Origin of the sequence: Bacillus cereus group sp. N31 (genome assembly GCF_016483245.1) — a bacterium.
Taxonomy (GTDB): Bacteria; Bacillota; Bacilli; order Bacillales; family Bacillaceae_G; genus Bacillus_A; species Bacillus_A toyonensis.
This window is the reverse complement of record NZ_JAEHCH010000013.1, coordinates 128,597-146,304: the sequence shown is the minus strand read 5'-3', so window position 1 is coordinate 146,304 and position 17,708 is coordinate 128,597. Positions and strand designations below refer to the sequence as shown.

The following is a 17,708-nucleotide window of genomic DNA, read 5'->3' as shown; positions in this document are numbered from 1 at the left end:
CTAATTTAAATAATATCATATAAAATAGGAACTTTTTTACTATAAGAATTACTTTTTGAAAAAAACAACGCAACATGACAATTTACCATTGTAATGTTGCGCCATTTATTCTTTTGATTCCTTTTATAGAAGAAAGCTCACTTATTAATTGTAACATTGCTAAATCTTTCTGTTTACTTTCAATCATAATATCAAAATTATAATTAATTTTTTTTGCAATGTGTAAAAAGGGCTTAATAAATTCTAAATTAATATAATCTGCATGAGCTCTAAATTCTTTTTCTGATTTAGGAGAGGAAATATGAACTTTAGGTGGGATATTTGTATGTGACCAAGTTTCAAAAATTGCAGGAAGTAATTCTTCTAGTGATTCTTCGCAAAGATTAGCCATGTGATGATGATAATCAAATACGAAAGGGATCTTTTCTTTTTGGCAAATTGATAAAGTTTCAGCAGTTGTATATGTTTTATCATCATTTTCTAGAGTCATTTGTTTTTTTATATGTGCAGGAAGTTTTTTTATGTTTTCATGGAAGCGTCCAACTGCTGCTTCTTTATTTCCGTAGGCACCACCTACATGAATGTTAATGTAAGAAGAATCTGCAATTCCTATCGCATGTAATACTTTATAATGATAGGTCATATCCGTAACTGCATTAGTTGTAATATGCGGCTTATCGCTTGTGAATAATGTAAATTGATTTGGGTGAAAACTTACTCGTAAATTGTGCTCTTGAATTAACGACCCTATTTTACGCCAAAGCGGCATGAATGCTCCAATATAATCAAATTCAACTTCAGGGTGTGTTGCAAGTGGAACGATGGAAGAAGAAAGACGATATAATGGGATTTCATGTGCGATATTGTAATGAAGGATACGTATTGTATGTTCTAAATTTTGCCTTGTAACATCGTACAGTTTATCCTCTCGCTCTTGTTTATTGAGTTTTTTAAAAGTTGTAAATGTCATCGTTTTAGCAGGAGAACAGTCCCACAATGCCATTGCATGTGAGACGTATCCAAACCGCATAATCATAAGGAATACACCTCTTTTATTCATCACCTTTCTTATAAGAAGAAAGCAAGTATCGTTCCTATCCATTCCTTTCCTCTATCTATAAGGGAAAGCGGGCTAACATCGTCATAGGAAAGTAATGACGCATTTTTTAAATCTTCATGGAATTTATTTTTTACCACCTGTATGAAGTGCCTATCGTATAAGAGGCAGTTGATTTCATGGTTACTATATAAACTTCTCATATCAAAGTTTGCAGTTCCAACATCGCAAATATCATCGTCCACTATAATAACTTTAGCGTGAAAAAAACCTTGTTGAAATGCGTAAATATTGCAACCAGCCCGTATTAACTTTCGGCAGTACGGGAATTTCGCTTCTCGAACGAGGGCATGATCAGCCTTTTCTGGAACGAGAATTGTTATTTGGACCCCTCTTTCTCGTGCTTTTAATAGAGCGTTCATAATTTTTTTGCCAGGAATGAAATATGGTGTACCGATAAAAAGTTCCTTTTTCGAACTTTTAATTAAATGTAAAAAGGTATGTTGTAAATAGGCACCATCGGTTGGAATGAATTGATGTAGGATGGTACCAGGTTCCTGTTTCGGAAAATAAAGAGGAGCATCCAATAAATTTTGGTTCGTATCATCCAACCAGTCATGTAAAAATTGTTTTTGTAAATCCTGAACGCCTTCTCCTGTAAGACGTAAATGATAGTCTCGCCATAATCCTAATTGCTCATTATGTCCCAAATATTCCTCGCCGATATTAAATCCCCCAATATAACTAATTTTCCCGTCAATCACTGTAATTTTTCTATGATTGCGTTGATTGGCAGAAAAGAAAGGGAAAGGGAATTTGACTTTATGACAAAAAGAAAAAGAGACACCATGTTTTTGTAGGGAACGAATTGCTTCATTTGATAAATAATGGCTACCAAATCGATCAAGTAACAGTCTTACTTCAATGCCTTCTTTTGCCTTATCAATAAGTAACTTTAAAAATTCACGACTGATCTTATCATTTTTTACAATGAAGAATAAAACGTGAATGTGGTGCTGGGCTTGTTTTATATCAGTAAATAAAGCATCGTATAAATCTTTCCCATATGTATAAAGGTGAAAATCACTTTGACGTAAAGGGAAAGTACGGGAACGCACACGTTTTAAATGAAGAAGTCTCCCATATGAAAGGTCAATTGTGATCCAAAGAGTAACGCATATGAATAAGAGAGAGAAATAGAACATGAGTGAAGTCCCTCCTTTGCATTCTTTTCACCTTCAGTGTGTTACAAATGATAAGGGGAGTAAGAATGCTACCAAAAATTTAACTAGAAGATAGCACGGTTTGTTCATTAAAATTTCATCTTATCCCGCTTTAACGGGCAGTAAGACAATCGCCTCAAAATCCGCTGAATACGAGGAAGCTAGGTTGAAATCAACTGCCCGTAAAAGCCCGATTGGTTTAACTAATATTTAGTGTGGAATGGACAGTCCCCACTGATTAAAGTTTCACTTTATAGTTTCACCCAAATAAACAGGTTTATTAAAAAATATGTTGTTGTATAACAAAAAACTGTTGACTGAATGCTCACTCATTATATAATGAAGGTAGGGGATAAAATTCAGAAAATTATATGTTTTTGAAGATTCTAAAAAAGAAAGAAGGCTTACAAAGAGAGGGGTAGCATAAAAATGAATAGCTTACTGATCATTAATTGGCTGGCTGCCATTGCTGTTATTGCTTATGCGGGATATTTGTTTGTATATCTTATACGAACGAGAATGGCCTACATACAATTAGGAAAAAAGATTGAATTTGACCGTCGCTTCAAAGAACGTTGGGATCTTCTTAAGGTCAATGTTTTCGGTCAGAAAAAGCTGCTGAAAGATAAAAAGAGCGGCATTATTCACGTTATGTTTTTTTACGGATTTATTCTTGTCCAATTTGGAGCAATTGACTTCGTTTGGAAAGGACTCGCACCAGGATCGCATCTTCCACTTGGACCACTATACCCTGCATTTACATTCTTCCAGGAAATTGTCACACTCGTTATATTAATCGCAGTCTTTTGGGCTTTTCATAGACGTTATGTTGAGAAGCTAGTTCGTTTGAAACGTAATTTTAAATCAGGCCTTGTTCTTATCTTTATCGGTGGTTTAATGATTTCTGTACTACTTGGTAATGGGATGGGAATTATATGGCACGGCGAGGAACTTTCATGGAGTGAACCGATCGCTTCTGCAATCGCTTACGTTTTCTCGGGAATAAATGAAACCGTAGCCATTTCAGTGTTCTATTTTTCTTGGTGGGTGCATCTACTAATTTTGTTAACATTTTTAGTCTATGTTCCACAATCAAAACATGCACATTTAATTGCTGGACCAGCTAACGTTTTCTTCGGTCGTCTCTCAAATCCAGGGAAGCTTGAAAAGATTGATTTTGAAGATGAAACGCAAGAAACATTTGGTGTTGGTAAAATTGAAGACTTTAGACAAAATCAGCTTATTGATTTATACGCTTGCGTAGAGTGTGGGCGCTGTACAAATATGTGTCCGGCAACAGGAACAGGAAAAATGTTATCACCGATGGATTTAATTTTAAAACTTCGTGATCATTTAACTGATAAAGGAGCGGCGGTAACATCGAAAGCACCTTGGGTTCCAGTAGTTGCTTTTAATAATACACAAGGAAATCAATTAGCGATGATGGCAGCTGGAAAAGGGCAGCAAGAATCAGCAGCTACAGCGCTAGCTTACGATCCGAGTTTAATTGGAGATGTTATTACAGAAGAAGAGATTTGGGCTTGTACAACGTGCCGTAACTGTGAAGATCAGTGTCCGGTTATGAATGAGCATGTTGACAAAATTATTGATTTACGCCGCTATCTTGTTTTAACAGAAGGAAAGATGGATGCGGAAGCGCAGCGTGCGATGACGAATATCGAGCGTCAAGGGAATCCATGGGGTCTGAACCGTAAAGAGCGTGAAACATGGCGCCAAGGTGATGATGAAGTAACAGTTCCGACTGTAAAAGAAAAATCAAAAGCTGGCGAGGAGTTCGAATATTTATTCTGGGTTGGTTCGATGGGATCATACGACAATCGTAGTCAGAAGATTGCGATATCGTTTGCGAAGTTAATGAACGAAGCAGGCGTCTCATTTGCGATTCTTGGTAATAAAGAAAAGAACTCTGGAGATACACCGCGTCGCCTTGGAAATGAGTTCGTATTCCAAGAGATGGCAACAAAGAATATCGAAGAATTTGAAAAAGCAGGAGTGAAGAAAATCGTTACGATTGATCCTCACGCTTATAATACATTCAAAAATGAGTATCCAGACTTTGGCTTACAAGCAGAAGTCTATCATCATACAGAATTGTTAGCTCAGTGGGTGAAAGAAGGACTCTTAAAACCTGTTCACGCTATTGAGGAGACAGTTACGTACCATGATTCCTGTTATTTAGGACGATACAACGAAGTGTACGAAGCACCGCGCGATATTTTGAAAGCAATTCCTGGTGTGAATCTTGTAGAAATGGCACGTAACCGTGAAACAGGAATGTGCTGTGGCGCAGGTGGTGGCTTAATGTGGATGGAGGAGACAACGGGTTCTCGTATTAACGTTGCTCGTACAGAACAAGCACTAGCTGTGCAACCATCCATTATCGGTACAGGTTGTCCGTATTGCTTAACGATGATTAGTGATGGGACGAAAGCGAAGGAAGTAGAAGAGAAAGTTCAAACACTTGATGTAACAGAGATTTTAGAACGATCTGTTATCGGACAGAAGAAAGAAGCAATGTAGTTTGTAAGCATGTATACAACTTTAGAAAGAGGTGCAATTATTGCACCTCTTCTCAACGCAAGGATACCGAGCGAGCGCTCGGTACTAAAAAAGAAACGGGGGAAAGAAACATGAATAAAACAGTTATTTTAAGTGCTGCAAGAACACCGGTTGGAAAATTTGGAGGATCTTTAAAAGATGTGAAGGCAACAGAACTTGGAGGAATTGCAATTAAAGCAGCGCTTGAAAGAGCAGATGTTTCTGCTAGTGATGTTGAAGAAGTTATATTTGGAACGGTTATTCAAGGTGGACAGGGGCAAATTCCATCTCGTCAAGCTGCGAGAGCTGCTGGAATCCCTTGGGAAGTGCAGACGGAAACAGTAAATAAAGTTTGTGCATCGGGACTTCGTGCGGTTACGTTAGCAGATCAAATTATTCGTACTGGTGATCAATCACTTATTGTAGCTGGTGGAATGGAATCGATGAGTAACAGTCCTTACATTTTACGAGGTGCAAGATGGGGATACAGAATGGGTAACAACGAAGTTATCGATTTAAATGTTGCAGATGGTTTAACATGCGCATTTTCAGGCATACACATGGGCGTTTATGGCGGCGAAGTTGCGAAGGAAGACGGAATCTCTCGCGAAGCCCAAGATGGATGGGCATATCGTAGTCATCAGCGTGCGGTTTCAGCGCATAAAGAAGGGCGCTTTGAAGAGGAAATTGTACCAGTAACAATTCCGCAAAGAAAAGGCGATCCTATTGTTGTTGCTAAAGATGAGGCGCCGCGTGAAGATACAACAATTGAAAAGTTAGCGAAATTAAAACCTGTATTTGATAAGACATCGTCAGTAACAGCTGGTAACGCTCCAGGACTGAATGATGGCGGTGCTGCACTTGTATTAATGAGCGAGGACAGAGCGAAGCAAGAAGGAAGAAAGCCTTTGGCGACGATTTTAGCACATACGGCAATCGCGGTAGAATCAAAAGATTTCCCAAGAACGCCAGGTTATGCAATTAACGAATTATTGAAAAAGACCGGCAAGACAATTGAAGACATCGATTTATTCGAGATTAATGAAGCGTTTGCGGCAGTAGCAATTGCGAGTACAGAGATTGCAGGTATTGACCCAGAAAAATTGAATGTAAATGGCGGCGCGGTAGCAATGGGACACCCAATTGGAGCAAGCGGAGCGCGTATTATCGTTACACTTATCCATGCACTGAAGCAGCGCGGCGGCGGAATTGGAATTGCTTCGATTTGTAGCGGTGGCGGTCAAGGTGATGCAGTTATGATTGAGGTTCATTAATTTACGGCGAGAAAACGATTCATTTATTACAGACTTATATTAAGGGGGAAGAAAGAATGGGTGTACAAAAAATAGTTGTAATTGGTGCGGGACAAATGGGATCGGGAATTGCGCAAGTATGTGCAATGGCAGGATATGATGTGAAGATTCAAGATTTAAAACAAGAGCAATTAGATAGAGGGTTAGCTATCATTACGAAAAACTTAGTGCGTCAAGTAGAAAAAGGACGCATGAAGGAAGAAGAGAAAGAGGAAACGTTAAATCGTCTTACAGTAACTCTTGATTTAGATTGTGTGAAAGAAGCTGATCTTGTTATTGAAGCAGCTGTTGAGAAAATGGATATTAAAAAGAAAATATTTGCGAATTTAGATGAAATTGCTCCAGATCATACAATTTTAGCAACGAATACGTCATCTCTTCCAATTACTGAAATTGCAGCGGTAACGAAACGCCCAGAAAAAGTAATCGGTATGCACTTTATGAATCCAGTTCCAGTTATGAAGCTTGTTGAAATTATTCGTGGATTGGCTACAGATGATGCGGTATATGAAACGATTGAAGATATTACGAAGAAAATTGGGAAAGTACCAGTTGAAGTAAATGATTTCCCAGGGTTTGTATCGAACCGTATTTTATTACCGATGATTAACGAAGCAATCTATACGTTATATGAAGGTGTAGCGACGAAAGAAGCGATTGATGAAGTAATGAAACTTGGCATGAATCATCCGATGGGCCCTTTAACGCTCGCTGATTTTATCGGTTTAGATACGTGTTTATACATTATGGAAGTGTTGCATGAAGGATTAGGAGATAGTAAATATCGCCCATGTCCATTACTACGTAAGTACGTAAATGCAGGATGGTTAGGGCGTAAAACGGGCCGTGGTTTCTACGTTTATGAGTAAATCCCTCCTTGTATAGAGTAGTGGTCTTACCAAATTGTTAAAAGATATATAGCAAATGGAGGCGGAGTATATGAACTTTCGTTTTAATGAAGAGCAACAGATGATGAGGAAAATGGTCCGGGATTTTGCACAGAAGGAAATAGCACCCTTTGTTCCTAGCATGGAACAAGGGGTGTTCCCGACAGAGATTTTGCAAAAGATGGGTGAGCTTGGATTAATGGGTATTCCGGCGCCTGCAAAATACGGCGGCGCAGAAATGGATTTTATTTCTTACATTTTAGCAATTGAGGAAATCTCAAAAGTAAGCGCAACGGTTGGTGTAATTTTAGCTGTACATACGTCAGTTGGAATGAACCCGATTTTATACTTTGGAACAGAAGAGCAGAAGCAGAAATATGTTTCTAAGCTTGCGGCTGGTGAATATTTAGGTGCATTCGCCTTAACTGAGCCAAATGCTGGATCAGATGCAGGGAGTTTGAAATCACGAGCTGTCAAGAAAGGTGATAATTACATCATTAATGGATCGAAAGTATTTATTACAAATGGCGGCGAAGCAAGTACATACATCGTTTTCGCTTCTACAAATCCAGATGCAGGAAAAAGTGGTATTTCTGCATTTATTGTAGAGAAAGATACGCCAGGCTTAATTATCGGAAAAGATGAACATAAGATGGGACTTCTCGGTTCTCGTACAGTTCAACTTACGTTCGAAGATATGATAGTGCCGGCTGAGAATTTACTCGGTGAAGAGGGACAAGGATTCAAGGTAGCGATGGCGAATTTAGATGTTGGACGAATTGGAATCGGGGCGCAGGCTTTAGGGATCGCGGAAGCAGCGCTCGCATGTGCGATAGATTATGCAAAGGAACGAGAGCAATTCGGGAAGCCGATTGCGGCGCAGCAAGGGATTGGCTTCAAACTTGCAGATATGGCGACAAGTGTGGAGGCGGCGCGATTACTTGTATATAGGGCTGCATCGCTTAGAGCACAAGGATTACCATGCGGTAAAGAAGCGTCTATTGCGAAGTTATTTGCTTCTAAGACAGCAGTTGAAGTTGCAATTGAAGCGGTACAAGTATTTGGCGGTTACGGTTATACGAAAGATTATCCGGTAGAGAGATTTTTCCGTGATGCGAAGATTACGCAAATTTATGAAGGAACGAGTGAGATACAAAAACTTGTTATTAGCCGTGCTTTATAAAGGGAAGAGGGGGAGACGGAAATGCATTTTAAATTATCAGAAGAACATGAAATGATAAGAAAAATGGTTCGGGATTTTGCTAAGAACGAAGTAGCACCAACGGCAGCTGAGCGTGATGAGGAAGAGAGATTTGACCGCGAGCTATTTGATCATATGGCGGAGCTTGGTTTGACAGGTATTCCATGGCCTGAAGAGTATGGTGGAATTGGAAGCGATTACTTAGCGTACGTAATTGCGATCGAAGAATTATCACGCGTTTGTGCTTCTACAGGTGTAACGCTGTCCGCGCATACTTCACTTGCTGGGTGGCCGATTTTTAAATTCGGAACGGAGGAGCAAAAGCAAAAGTTTTTGCGACCGATGGCTGAAGGGAAGAAAATTGGTGCATACGGTTTAACGGAACCGAGTTCTGGATCAGATGCTGGTGGAATGAAGACAATCGCCAAAAGAGATGGAGACCATTACATATTAAATGGATCGAAAATTTTCATTACAAATGGCGGTATTGCTGACATTTATGTTGTTTTTGCGTTAACAGATCCTGAATCGAAGCAGCGCGGCACGAGCGCATTTATTGTGGAAAGCGACACGCTAGGATTTTCGGTTGGGAAGAAGGAAAGTAAACTAGGGATTCGCTCTTCGCCAACGACTGAAATTATGTTTGAAGATTGCCGTATTCCTGTAGAAAATCTACTAGGAGAAGAAGGGCAAGGATTTAAGATTGCAATGCAAACGTTAGATGGCGGTCGTAACGGTATTGCTGCACAAGCAGTTGGTATTGCACAAGGGGCTTTAGATGCTTCTGTAGAATATGCAAGAGAGCGCCATCAATTTGGAAAGCCGATTGCGGCGCAGCAAGGGATTGGTTTTAAACTTGCGGATATGGCAACGGATGTAGAGGCTGCACGCCTTTTAACATATCAAGCTGCGTGGCTTGAATCGGAAGGGCTTCCGTATGGGAAAGAATCAGCGATGTCAAAAGTATTTGCAGGTGATACAGCGATGAAGGTGACGACTGAAGCTGTGCAAGTATTTGGTGGTTACGGTTATACGAAAGATTATCCAGTAGAGCGTTATATGCGAGATGCAAAGATTACACAGATTTATGAAGGAACACAAGAAATTCAAAGGCTCGTAATTTCTCGTATGTTAACGAAGTAGGGGCAAAGGCGTAGGTATTTTCCTACGCTTTTTCCTTCCAAAAAATAATAGAGAGAGGTGAAGGGGATGGTTAAACATAATGTGCATGCGTCAGTAAAAGATGAAAAATTAGTTGCGTTAAGGCGTGAACAAATGATTAAAGGTGCGGTGCAACTGTTTAAGCAAAAAGGATTCCCGCGTACAACAACGAGAGAGATTGCAAAAGCGGCCGGATTTAGTATCGGAACACTATATGAATACATTCGTACGAAAGATGACGTGTTATATTTAGTTTGTGATAGTATTTATGAACATGTAAAAGAACGATTAGAGGAAGTAGTATGCACGGAGAAGGGAAGTATAGACAGTTTAAAGATAGCGATAACAAATTACTTTAAAGTGATGGACGAATTGCAAGAAGAAGTATTAATCATGTATCAAGAAGTACGGTTTTTACCGAAAGAATCACTCCCATACGTACTAGAGAAAGAGTTTCAAATGGTAGGAATGTTTGAGAATATTTTAGAACAATGTACAGAAAATGGAACATTTATATTAAATAAAAAAGAAATACAGCTTCTTGCACATAACATTTTCATACAAGGACAGATGTGGGGATTTAGACGTTGGGCGCTGCAAAAACTGTATACGCTCGAAGAATATACAGAAATGCAAATTAGGTATGTGTTGCAAGGGGCGCATATGCTTCCGAAGTAAGGAATGGACAAATTATAATTTTATTACCATATAAAGTGAGGGTATTCATCCAAAGCCGATTAGTAGCCTTCACAAATCAGGCGTTTAAAGGTAGCGGGGCTTCCGCCTAACTTCTTTGCTCCAGCCGAATGTTGAGACGGGAGTTTTACTGCTCGCAAATAGCGGGATAAAAGTTTCCCGTTTTTTTTGTAGCATATTTGTGCGACTTTTGTTTATAATGAATAGTATGGATTTTTTTAAGCAGACCGTTATATATAAGGTTATATTTGATGAAAGGAAGTGCCGCATAAGTGAATTTTAAGCAATATTCACCAGAAGAGCTAAAAGAATGTTCAATGATTGAAGTTGTACATAGCGTTTTAGGGGATAAAAGACAAGCAACGACATTCAACGAGTTGGTTAAAGAAATCGCTCAAGTGCTGGGACTATCTCAAGAGCAAGTTAATGCGAAACTCGCACAATTTTATACAGATTTAAACATCGATGGACGCTTCATTAATTTAGGAGAAAATCGTTGGGGACTACGTAGCTGGTACCCATATGAGCAAATCGATGAAGAAATTCTGCCTCAGCCAAAACCGAAGAAGAAACGTAAAGTTGAAGAGGACGGTTTTGACGACTACATGGAAGACGAAGATGACTTCGACGATGCAGACGGAAATGTAGAGGAAGAAGAAGAAGTAGAAGATTTGGACAAGGTTCTTGAAGAAGAAGACGGAGATGACGATGATCTTGATGATTTAGATGAAGATGATGAAGATGACTTCGCTGAAGAAGAACTTGAGTATGATGAAACTGAAGAAGAAGAGGAAGAACTGTAGTTCTTGACTTTTCATTATCGTCCATGTAGAATCATTTTTGGGCTCTTTAAAAAAGGACGATAATACTTTTAAAGTGTAAATATAAAAGAAAATTGCTCCCTACTTGTTACTTTTTGTGATGAGGGGAGCAATTTTCTTTTTTGTTTTTTGTTTAGAATACAAAAAGAGTCTAACAATAAGATAGATACAGTGTTATCTACATACGTTGCGCTTTGCAACGGTGATTATATAACAACAAGGTAGAAGGGAGCTTTTTCATGACTAAGTATATTTTTGTAACAGGCGGTGTAGTATCGTCTTTAGGTAAAGGTATTACAGCAGCATCTCTTGGAAGACTTTTAAAAAATCGTGGTTTAAACGTAACGATTCAAAAGTTTGATCCGTACATTAACGTAGACCCAGGGACTATGAGCCCATACCAACACGGTGAGGTATTCGTAACAGATGATGGTGCAGAAACGGACTTAGACCTTGGTCACTATGAACGTTTTATCGACATCAACTTAAACAAATACAGCAACGTAACAACAGGTAAAATTTACTCTTCAGTTCTTCAAAAAGAGCGTCGTGGTGAATATCTAGGAGGAACAGTTCAAGTTATTCCTCACATTACTAACGAAATTAAAGAACGTGTATATCGTTCTGGTCGCGAAACAAATGCGGACGTTGTTATTACAGAAATCGGTGGAACTGTTGGTGATATCGAATCTCTACCATTCTTAGAAGCAATCCGTCAAATTAAGAGCGACATCGGTCGTGACAATGTAATGTACATTCATTGTACGTTAATCCCGTACTTAAAAGCAGCGGGTGAAATGAAAACAAAACCAACGCAACATAGCGTTAAAGAGCTTCGTAGCTTAGGTATTCAACCAAATATTATCGTTGTTCGTACAGAACTGCCTGTTTCTCAAGATATGAAAGACAAGCTTGCATTATTCTGTGACATCGATACAAAAGCAGTTATCGAAGCACGCGATGCAGATACTTTATATGCGGTTCCATTATCTCTTCAAGAGCAAAACATGGACCAAATCGTTTGCGATCACTTAAAATTAGACAATCCAGCTGCAGATATGACAGAGTGGACTGCGCTAGTTGATAAAGTACGTAACCTTTCTAAGAAAACAAAAATCGCTCTTGTTGGTAAATACGTAGAGCTTCAAGATGCATATATTTCTGTTGTAGAAGCACTTCGTCATGCAGGTTATTCATTCGACACAGATGTAGAAGTGAAATGGGTAAACGCTGAGCACGTAACAGCAGAGAACGTAAAAGAATTAGTTGGTGACACAGATGGTATTCTTGTGCCAGGTGGTTTTGGAGATCGTGGTGTAGAAGGTAAAATCGTTGCAATTCAATATGCTCGTGAAAACAAAGTTCCATTCTTAGGAATTTGCTTAGGTATGCAACTTGCATCAATCGAATTTGCACGTAACGTATTAGGATTAGAAGGAGCTAACTCTTCTGAAATTAATCCTGACACACCTTATGCAATCATCGACTTATTACCAGAGCAAAAAGATGTAGAAGACTTAGGTGGTACACTTCGTCTTGGTCTATATCCATGTAAGCTTTCTGAAGAAACGAATGCTTATAGAGCTTACAGTGAGCCAGTTGTATATGAGCGTCATCGTCATCGTTATGAGTTCAACAATCAATTCCGTCCGGATATGGAAAAAGCAGGATTTGTATTCTCTGGTACAAGCCCAGACGGTCGCCTAGTTGAAATCATTGAATTAAAAGATCATCCTTGGTTCGTGGCAGCACAGTTCCACCCAGAACTTGTATCTCGTCCAAACCGTCCACAACCATTGTTCCATGATTTCGTAAGTGCTTCTATTACGAATAAAGAGAGCAAGTAATAAAAAAGCGCCTGAAATAGGGCGCTTTTTTTAATATTCGTTTAACATTTCATCAATTGTAAATTTCAATCCGTGATAAGCAAATAAGGCTATCATTAAACTTGGGAATCCGTAGCGATTACCTTCATCGTCTGGAATAAGACCTTTTAACAGTTTTGTATCAATATGTACATCTGTATATTGTTCCAGTGATTCAATACCTTCTTGAATAGCAGAGATTCCAACGATAGAGTGGCCTTCTTCTTGAAGTTTTTTTGCAATACTTACCGCTTCTTCATCTGTTGAAAAACGGCTAATAAGAAGTACACGGTCTGCAGAAGTTACTTCTGCTTCTTTATCATTTTCAAATAAACGTTTCGCTTGCTGCATTGGTTCAGTACCGAATAGTGCTTCAGCAACAACGCCATCCATTTCATTTGTACCATGTAAATAAATGAAGCCATCGCCAACTAATGCTTGAGCAAGTAGACGAGCGCTATCTTCTATATTCATTTCCTCTTTTTGAGAAACTCTGGAGAAATAACCACTTAATTGAGTCGAAAAAATTTTTAACATAATGTTACTCCCTTCGTACGTGTTCGCCGGCTTTCATTATAGTGTATTTTTTTAGAAAGGTGAAATCGTAGGGTAGCATAACAAAAAAGGAAACGGTAAAATAAGAAAGAATAGGAAGGAATTTGCCAAAGAATAGCGAAAATAAATCGTTAAGATATAAGAAGCTTTAAATCTTGTATTTATACAGAAAGGTTGGGAGTTATGGAAGGGAAAATTTTAATCGTTGATGATCAATATGGCATTCGTGTGTTATTACATGAAGTGTTCCAAAAAGAAGGTTATCAGACGTTCCAAGCAGCGAATGGATTTCAAGCTTTAGATATCGTGAAAAAAGATAATCCAGATTTAGTTGTGTTAGATATGAAAATTCCAGGTATGGATGGTATAGAGATTTTAAAGCATGTAAAAGAAATTGATGAGAGTATTAAAGTAATTTTAATGACTGCTTATGGAGAGCTTGATATGATCCAAGAGGCAAAAGATTTAGGAGCTTTAATGCACTTTGCTAAACCATTTGATATTGATGAAATTCGTCAAGCGGTGAGAAATGAGCTTGCTGTAGAGGCGTAAAAAATGAATTTTTTATAAAAAATATGGAAAAAAGCGTTTACATGGACTATTGAGCAGGTGAATACAGTTGAGTTTTTGAGTACAAGTTGTTATCCTATTGAGTGTAGAAAAAAGTCCGGTATGTAAATATACATATTTTACCTTATTCTGGTCATACTACCAGCGATAAGAATTTATCGGATACAAAAAACGTTTTTTAGGAGGATTCACCATGCCTTTAGTTTCTATGAAAGAAATGCTAAACAAAGCACTAGAAGGAAAATACGCAGTTGGTCAATTCAACATGAACAACTTAGAGTGGACTCAAGCTATCTTAGCTGCTGCGGAAGAAGAAAAATCTCCTGTAATCCTAGGCGTATCTGAGGGTGCAGCTCGTCATATGACTGGTTTCAAAACAGTTGTAGCTATGGTTAAAGCTTTAATCGAAGAAATGAACATTACTGTTCCTGTAGCGATTCACCTTGACCATGGTTCAAGCTTCGAAAAATGTAAAGAAGCAATCGATGCAGGTTTCACATCTGTAATGATTGACGCTTCTCACCACCCATTCGAAGAAAACGTTGAAACTACTAAAAAAGTGGTAGAATACGCACACGCTCGTAACGTATCTGTTGAAGCTGAGCTTGGAACAGTTGGCGGACAAGAAGATGATATCATCGCTGAAGGCGTAATTTACGCTGATCCTGCAGAGTGTAAGCACCTTGTTGAAGCAACTGGCATCGACTGCCTAGCTCCAGCTTTAGGTTCTGTACACGGTCCTTACAAAGGTGAGCCTAACTTAGGATTCGCAGAAATGGAGCAAGTTCGCGACTTCACTGGCGTACCTTTAGTATTACACGGTGGTACTGGTATCCCAACTGCTGATATCGTAAAAGCTATTTCTTTAGGTACTTCAAAAATTAACGTAAACACTGAGAACCAAATTGAGTTTACAAAAGCTGTTCGTGAAGCATTAAACAAAGATCAAGAAGTTTACGATCCTCGTAAATATATTGGACCTGGCCGCGAAGCTATCAAAGCAACTGTTGCTGGTAAAATTCGCGAATTCGGTTCTAACGGTAAAGCGTAAGAATAAAATTCCGTTTTGGAAACCGTCTAGTCTTTTAGACGGTTTCCTTTCGTTGTATAATGAAAGCGTGAACAAGTCTAAAGATTTTTATCATTTCGTTTTTGAAATAGAAAATAATGTGCATAGTCCTATTAATAAATGTGATAACGTATCTAAATTGATAAATTTTGCTCGATGAATAGTTAATCTTTATCTATTCGGAATATAGGAGAAATGGAGATAATGGTTTCCTATTTATTGAGTTTTGGGATGGAAAGAGTGATTGAGATTGTTAAGGGGAATCTTCTAATTCTTTTTATAAAGAATTTAGAAGGTAAATACATTCACAAGAAGGGAGCTCAATATGGAAAAATTGCTAATTGAAGGCGGAAGAGCTTTAAATGGAACAATTCGAGTGAGTGGTGCGAAAAACAGCGCTGTTGCACTAATTCCAGCGACAATTTTAGCAGATACTCCAGTAACCATTGGTGGAGTTCCTAATATTTCGGATGTGAAAATGTTAGGAGACTTACTAGAGGAAATTGGAGGGAAAGTAACATATGGGCAGGAGGAAGAGATGGTAGTCGATCCTTCTAACATGGTTGCGATGCCTTTACCAAATGGAAAAGTGAAAAAGTTGCGTGCTTCTTATTATTTAATGGGTGCGATGCTTGGTCGTTTTAAAAAAGCTGTTATTGGGCTTCCAGGTGGATGTCATTTAGGACCGAGGCCGATTGATCAGCATATTAAAGGGTTTGAAGCGTTAGGTGCACATGTTACGAATGAACAAGGTGCTATCTATTTAAGAGCAGATGAATTGCGCGGGGCACGTATTTATTTAGACGTTGTTAGTGTAGGGGCTACGATTAATATTATGCTAGCAGCTGTCCGAGCGAAAGGTAGAACTGTTATTGAAAATGCAGCGAAAGAACCCGAGATTATTGATGTAGCTACATTGTTAACAAGCATGGGAGCACGCATTAAAGGTGCTGGTACAGATGTAATCCGAATTGATGGTGTGGACTCACTGCATGGTTGTCACCATACTATCATTCCAGATCGTATTGAGGCTGGTACGTATATGATTTTAGGAGCGGCATCAGGAGGAGAAGTAACAGTTGATAATGTTATTCCTCAGCATTTAGAGTCAGTTACTGCAAAGCTAAGAGAAGCTGGTGTTCAAGTTGAAACGAACGATGATCAAATTACAGTGAACGGTAATAGAAGGTTAAAAGTAGTTGATATAAAAACGCTTGTATATCCAGGTTTCGCAACAGATTTACAACAGCCGTTTACGACGCTTTTAACAAAGGCGCACGGGACGGGAGTTGTAACGGATACAATTTACGGTGCTCGTTTCAAACATATTGATGAATTACGTCGTATGAATGCACAAATTAAAGTAGAAGGTCGTTCGGCAATTGTAACTGGTCCTGTTTTATTACAAGGTGCAAAAGTAAAGGCGAGTGACTTACGAGCTGGGGCTTCGCTTGTTATTGCAGGATTAATGGCGGATGGAATTACAGAAGTAACCGGACTTGAGCATATTGATCGAGGTTATGAAAATATAGTAGACAAGCTTAAAGGGCTTGGTGCAAACATTTGGCGAGAACAAATGACAGAGCAAGAAATTGAAGAGATGAAGAACGCATAAGTGATACTTCCACAAGTGGGGAGCGAAGTATCACTATTTGCGGAAGTACACTTTATAGAAAAATAAAGTTCACAAAATACGGCAGAAATATAAAGGCTTAAAGGAGAGGGATTATCGTGGAAAGAAGTTTATCTATGGAGTTAGTACGTGTAACAGAGGCTGCAGCATTATCATCAGCGCGTTGGATGGGACGCGGGAAAAAGGATGAAGCAGACGGTGCAGCAACGTCAGCTATGCGTGATGTATTTGATACAATTCCGATGAAAGGTACAGTTGTAATTGGTGAAGGTGAGATGGATGAAGCGCCAATGCTGTATATCGGAGAGAAATTAGGTACAGGGTATGGCCCGCGCGTAGACGTTGCAGTTGATCCTTTAGAAGGGACAAACATTGTAGCAGCTGGCGGATGGAATGCACTTGCCGTTATTGCAATTGCAGATCATGGTAATTTGTTACATGCTCCTGACATGTACATGGATAAAATCGCGGTTGGTCCAGAAGCAGTTGGAGCCGTTGATATTGATGCACCTATTATTGATAACTTACGTGCAGTTGCGAAAGCAAAAAACAAGGATATTGAAGATGTTGTAGCAACAGTTTTAAACCGTCCACGTCATCAAGCAATTATCGAAGAAATTCGTAAAGCTGGTGCTCGTATTAAATTGATTAACGATGGAGATGTAGCTGGAGCAATCAATACAGCATTTGACCGTACAGGTGTAGATATTTTATTCGGTTCTGGTGGGGCTCCTGAAGGAGTATTAGCAGCTGTCGCATTAAAATGTTTAGGTGGAGAAATCCACGGAAAGCTTCTTCCTCAAAATGAAGCTGAATTATCTCGTTGTAAAAAAATGGGTATTGAAGATATAAATCGTATTCTTCGTATGGAAGACTTAGTAAAGGGTGACGATGCAATCTTTGCAGCAACAGGTGTAACAGACGGAGAATTGTTACGAGGCGTTCAATTTAAAGGTAGCGTTGGAACAACACAATCTCTTGTTATGCGTGCAAAATCAGGTACAGTACGTTTCGTAGACGGACGCCATAGTTTAAATAAAAAACCGAACTTGGTTATTAAATAAAAAGTGCAAGTGGCTCGTTCAGAATGGAAGAAGC

General features: G+C 38.9%; 14 protein-coding genes and 1 pseudogene. 12 read left to right on the top strand and 3 right to left on the bottom strand.

Going from position 1 to position 17,708, the window contains the following annotated elements:
• Nucleotides 1-82: 82 nt before the first annotated feature.
• Together uvsE and cls are read right to left on the bottom strand one after the other, a co-directional pair.
• On the bottom strand, nucleotides 83-1,036 hold the full coding sequence (uvsE, locus tag JDS81_RS17270) for a UV DNA damage repair endonuclease UvsE (protein WP_140154198.1): 954 nt from the start codon (nucleotides 1,034-1,036) through the stop codon (nucleotides 83-85).
• A gap of 32 nt (nucleotides 1,037-1,068) precedes the next feature.
• Nucleotides 1,069-2,262 (bottom strand): cardiolipin synthase, encoded by a 1,194-nt coding sequence (gene cls, locus JDS81_RS17265; RefSeq protein ID WP_097954088.1) that lies wholly within the window; start codon nucleotides 2,260-2,262, stop codon nucleotides 1,069-1,071.
• 447 nt (nucleotides 2,263-2,709) lie between these two features.
• Here cls and JDS81_RS17260 point away from each other — a divergent pair, with 447 nt between their 5' ends.
• The 8 genes and pseudogenes from JDS81_RS17260 (at nucleotide 2,710) to pyrG (ending at nucleotide 12,765) form a co-directional block, all read left to right on the top strand.
• The gene (locus tag JDS81_RS17260; protein ID WP_001086767.1) at nucleotides 2,710-4,821 is read left to right on the top strand and encodes a (Fe-S)-binding protein; all 2,112 of its coding nucleotides are present in this window, start codon (nucleotides 2,710-2,712) and stop codon (nucleotides 4,819-4,821) included.
• Nucleotides 4,822-4,830: 9 nt separating this feature from the next.
• Nucleotides 4,831-6,113: pseudogene (locus JDS81_RS17255) on the top strand (acetyl-CoA C-acetyltransferase).
• Nucleotides 6,114-6,169: 56 nt separating this feature from the next.
• Nucleotides 6,170-7,021, top strand: a complete 852-nt coding sequence (locus JDS81_RS17250; RefSeq protein ID WP_000538854.1) for a 3-hydroxybutyryl-CoA dehydrogenase — start codon at nucleotides 6,170-6,172, stop codon at nucleotides 7,019-7,021.
• 70 nt (nucleotides 7,022-7,091) lie between these two features.
• Nucleotides 7,092-8,222, top strand: a complete 1,131-nt coding sequence (locus tag JDS81_RS17245) for an acyl-CoA dehydrogenase (protein ID WP_001011192.1) — start codon at nucleotides 7,092-7,094, stop codon at nucleotides 8,220-8,222.
• A gap of 21 nt (nucleotides 8,223-8,243) precedes the next feature.
• The gene (gene acdA, locus JDS81_RS17240) at nucleotides 8,244-9,383 is read left to right on the top strand and encodes an acyl-CoA dehydrogenase AcdA (protein WP_000545536.1); all 1,140 of its coding nucleotides are present in this window, start codon (nucleotides 8,244-8,246) and stop codon (nucleotides 9,381-9,383) included.
• A 66-nt stretch (nucleotides 9,384-9,449) separates the two neighbouring features.
• Entirely contained in the window at nucleotides 9,450-10,079 is a 630-nt protein-coding gene (locus JDS81_RS17235) for a TetR/AcrR family transcriptional regulator (protein ID WP_000238592.1), read from the top strand.
• Between the two features lie 290 nt (nucleotides 10,080-10,369).
• Complete coding sequence (gene rpoE, locus JDS81_RS17230; RefSeq protein WP_001009769.1) at nucleotides 10,370-10,900, top strand: DNA-directed RNA polymerase subunit delta; 531 nt, start codon at nucleotides 10,370-10,372, stop codon at nucleotides 10,898-10,900.
• 257 nt (nucleotides 10,901-11,157) lie between these two features.
• Nucleotides 11,158-12,765 (top strand): CTP synthase, encoded by a 1,608-nt coding sequence (pyrG, locus tag JDS81_RS17225; protein WP_000170441.1) that lies wholly within the window; start codon nucleotides 11,158-11,160, stop codon nucleotides 12,763-12,765.
• Between the two features lie 30 nt (nucleotides 12,766-12,795).
• Here the strand turns inward: pyrG and JDS81_RS17220 are convergent, their stop codons facing one another.
• A complete protein-coding gene (locus tag JDS81_RS17220) occupies nucleotides 12,796-13,320 on the bottom strand; it encodes a DUF2529 domain-containing protein (protein ID WP_097954090.1) in 525 nt (174 codons plus the stop codon).
• Between the two features lie 201 nt (nucleotides 13,321-13,521).
• Between JDS81_RS17220 and spo0F the strand changes: the two genes are divergently transcribed.
• From spo0F to glpX, 4 genes are all read left to right on the top strand, one after another.
• The gene (spo0F, locus tag JDS81_RS17215; protein ID WP_000398594.1) at nucleotides 13,522-13,890 is read left to right on the top strand and encodes a sporulation initiation phosphotransferase Spo0F; all 369 of its coding nucleotides are present in this window, start codon (nucleotides 13,522-13,524) and stop codon (nucleotides 13,888-13,890) included.
• A 211-nt stretch (nucleotides 13,891-14,101) separates the two neighbouring features.
• Nucleotides 14,102-14,959: a class II fructose-bisphosphate aldolase gene (locus JDS81_RS17210; RefSeq protein ID WP_001131849.1), complete on the top strand. Its 858-nt coding sequence runs from the start codon at nucleotides 14,102-14,104 to the stop codon at nucleotides 14,957-14,959.
• Nucleotides 14,960-15,302: 343 nt separating this feature from the next.
• A complete protein-coding gene (gene murA, locus JDS81_RS17205) occupies nucleotides 15,303-16,592 on the top strand; it encodes a UDP-N-acetylglucosamine 1-carboxyvinyltransferase (RefSeq protein ID WP_000413255.1) in 1,290 nt (429 codons plus the stop codon).
• Between the two features lie 116 nt (nucleotides 16,593-16,708).
• Entirely contained in the window at nucleotides 16,709-17,674 is a 966-nt protein-coding gene (glpX, locus tag JDS81_RS17200) for a class II fructose-bisphosphatase (RefSeq protein ID WP_097954091.1), read from the top strand.
• The last annotated feature ends 34 nt before the right edge of the window (nucleotides 17,675-17,708 follow it).

What these genes read in the sequence shown, in the direction of transcription:
- uvsE (WP_140154198.1), bottom strand. Translation starts at nt 1,036, where the DNA reads ATGATTATGCGGTTTGGATACGTCTCACATGCAATGGCATTGTGGGAC.
- cls (WP_097954088.1), bottom strand. Translation starts at nt 2,262, where the DNA reads ATGTTCTATTTCTCTCTCTTATTCATATGCGTTACTCTTTGGATCACA.
- JDS81_RS17260 (WP_001086767.1), top strand. Translation starts at nt 2,710, where the DNA reads ATGAATAGCTTACTGATCATTAATTGGCTGGCTGCCATTGCTGTTATT.
- JDS81_RS17250 (WP_000538854.1), top strand. Translation starts at nt 6,170, where the DNA reads ATGGGTGTACAAAAAATAGTTGTAATTGGTGCGGGACAAATGGGATCG.
- JDS81_RS17245 (WP_001011192.1), top strand. Translation starts at nt 7,092, where the DNA reads ATGAACTTTCGTTTTAATGAAGAGCAACAGATGATGAGGAAAATGGTC.
- acdA (WP_000545536.1), top strand. Translation starts at nt 8,244, where the DNA reads ATGCATTTTAAATTATCAGAAGAACATGAAATGATAAGAAAAATGGTT.
- JDS81_RS17235 (WP_000238592.1), top strand. Translation starts at nt 9,450, where the DNA reads ATGGTTAAACATAATGTGCATGCGTCAGTAAAAGATGAAAAATTAGTT.
- pyrG (WP_000170441.1), top strand. Translation starts at nt 11,158, where the DNA reads ATGACTAAGTATATTTTTGTAACAGGCGGTGTAGTATCGTCTTTAGGT.
- JDS81_RS17220 (WP_097954090.1), bottom strand. Translation starts at nt 13,320, where the DNA reads ATGTTAAAAATTTTTTCGACTCAATTAAGTGGTTATTTCTCCAGAGTT.
- spo0F (WP_000398594.1), top strand. Translation starts at nt 13,522, where the DNA reads ATGGAAGGGAAAATTTTAATCGTTGATGATCAATATGGCATTCGTGTG.
- JDS81_RS17210 (WP_001131849.1), top strand. Translation starts at nt 14,102, where the DNA reads ATGCCTTTAGTTTCTATGAAAGAAATGCTAAACAAAGCACTAGAAGGA.
- murA (WP_000413255.1), top strand. Translation starts at nt 15,303, where the DNA reads ATGGAAAAATTGCTAATTGAAGGCGGAAGAGCTTTAAATGGAACAATT.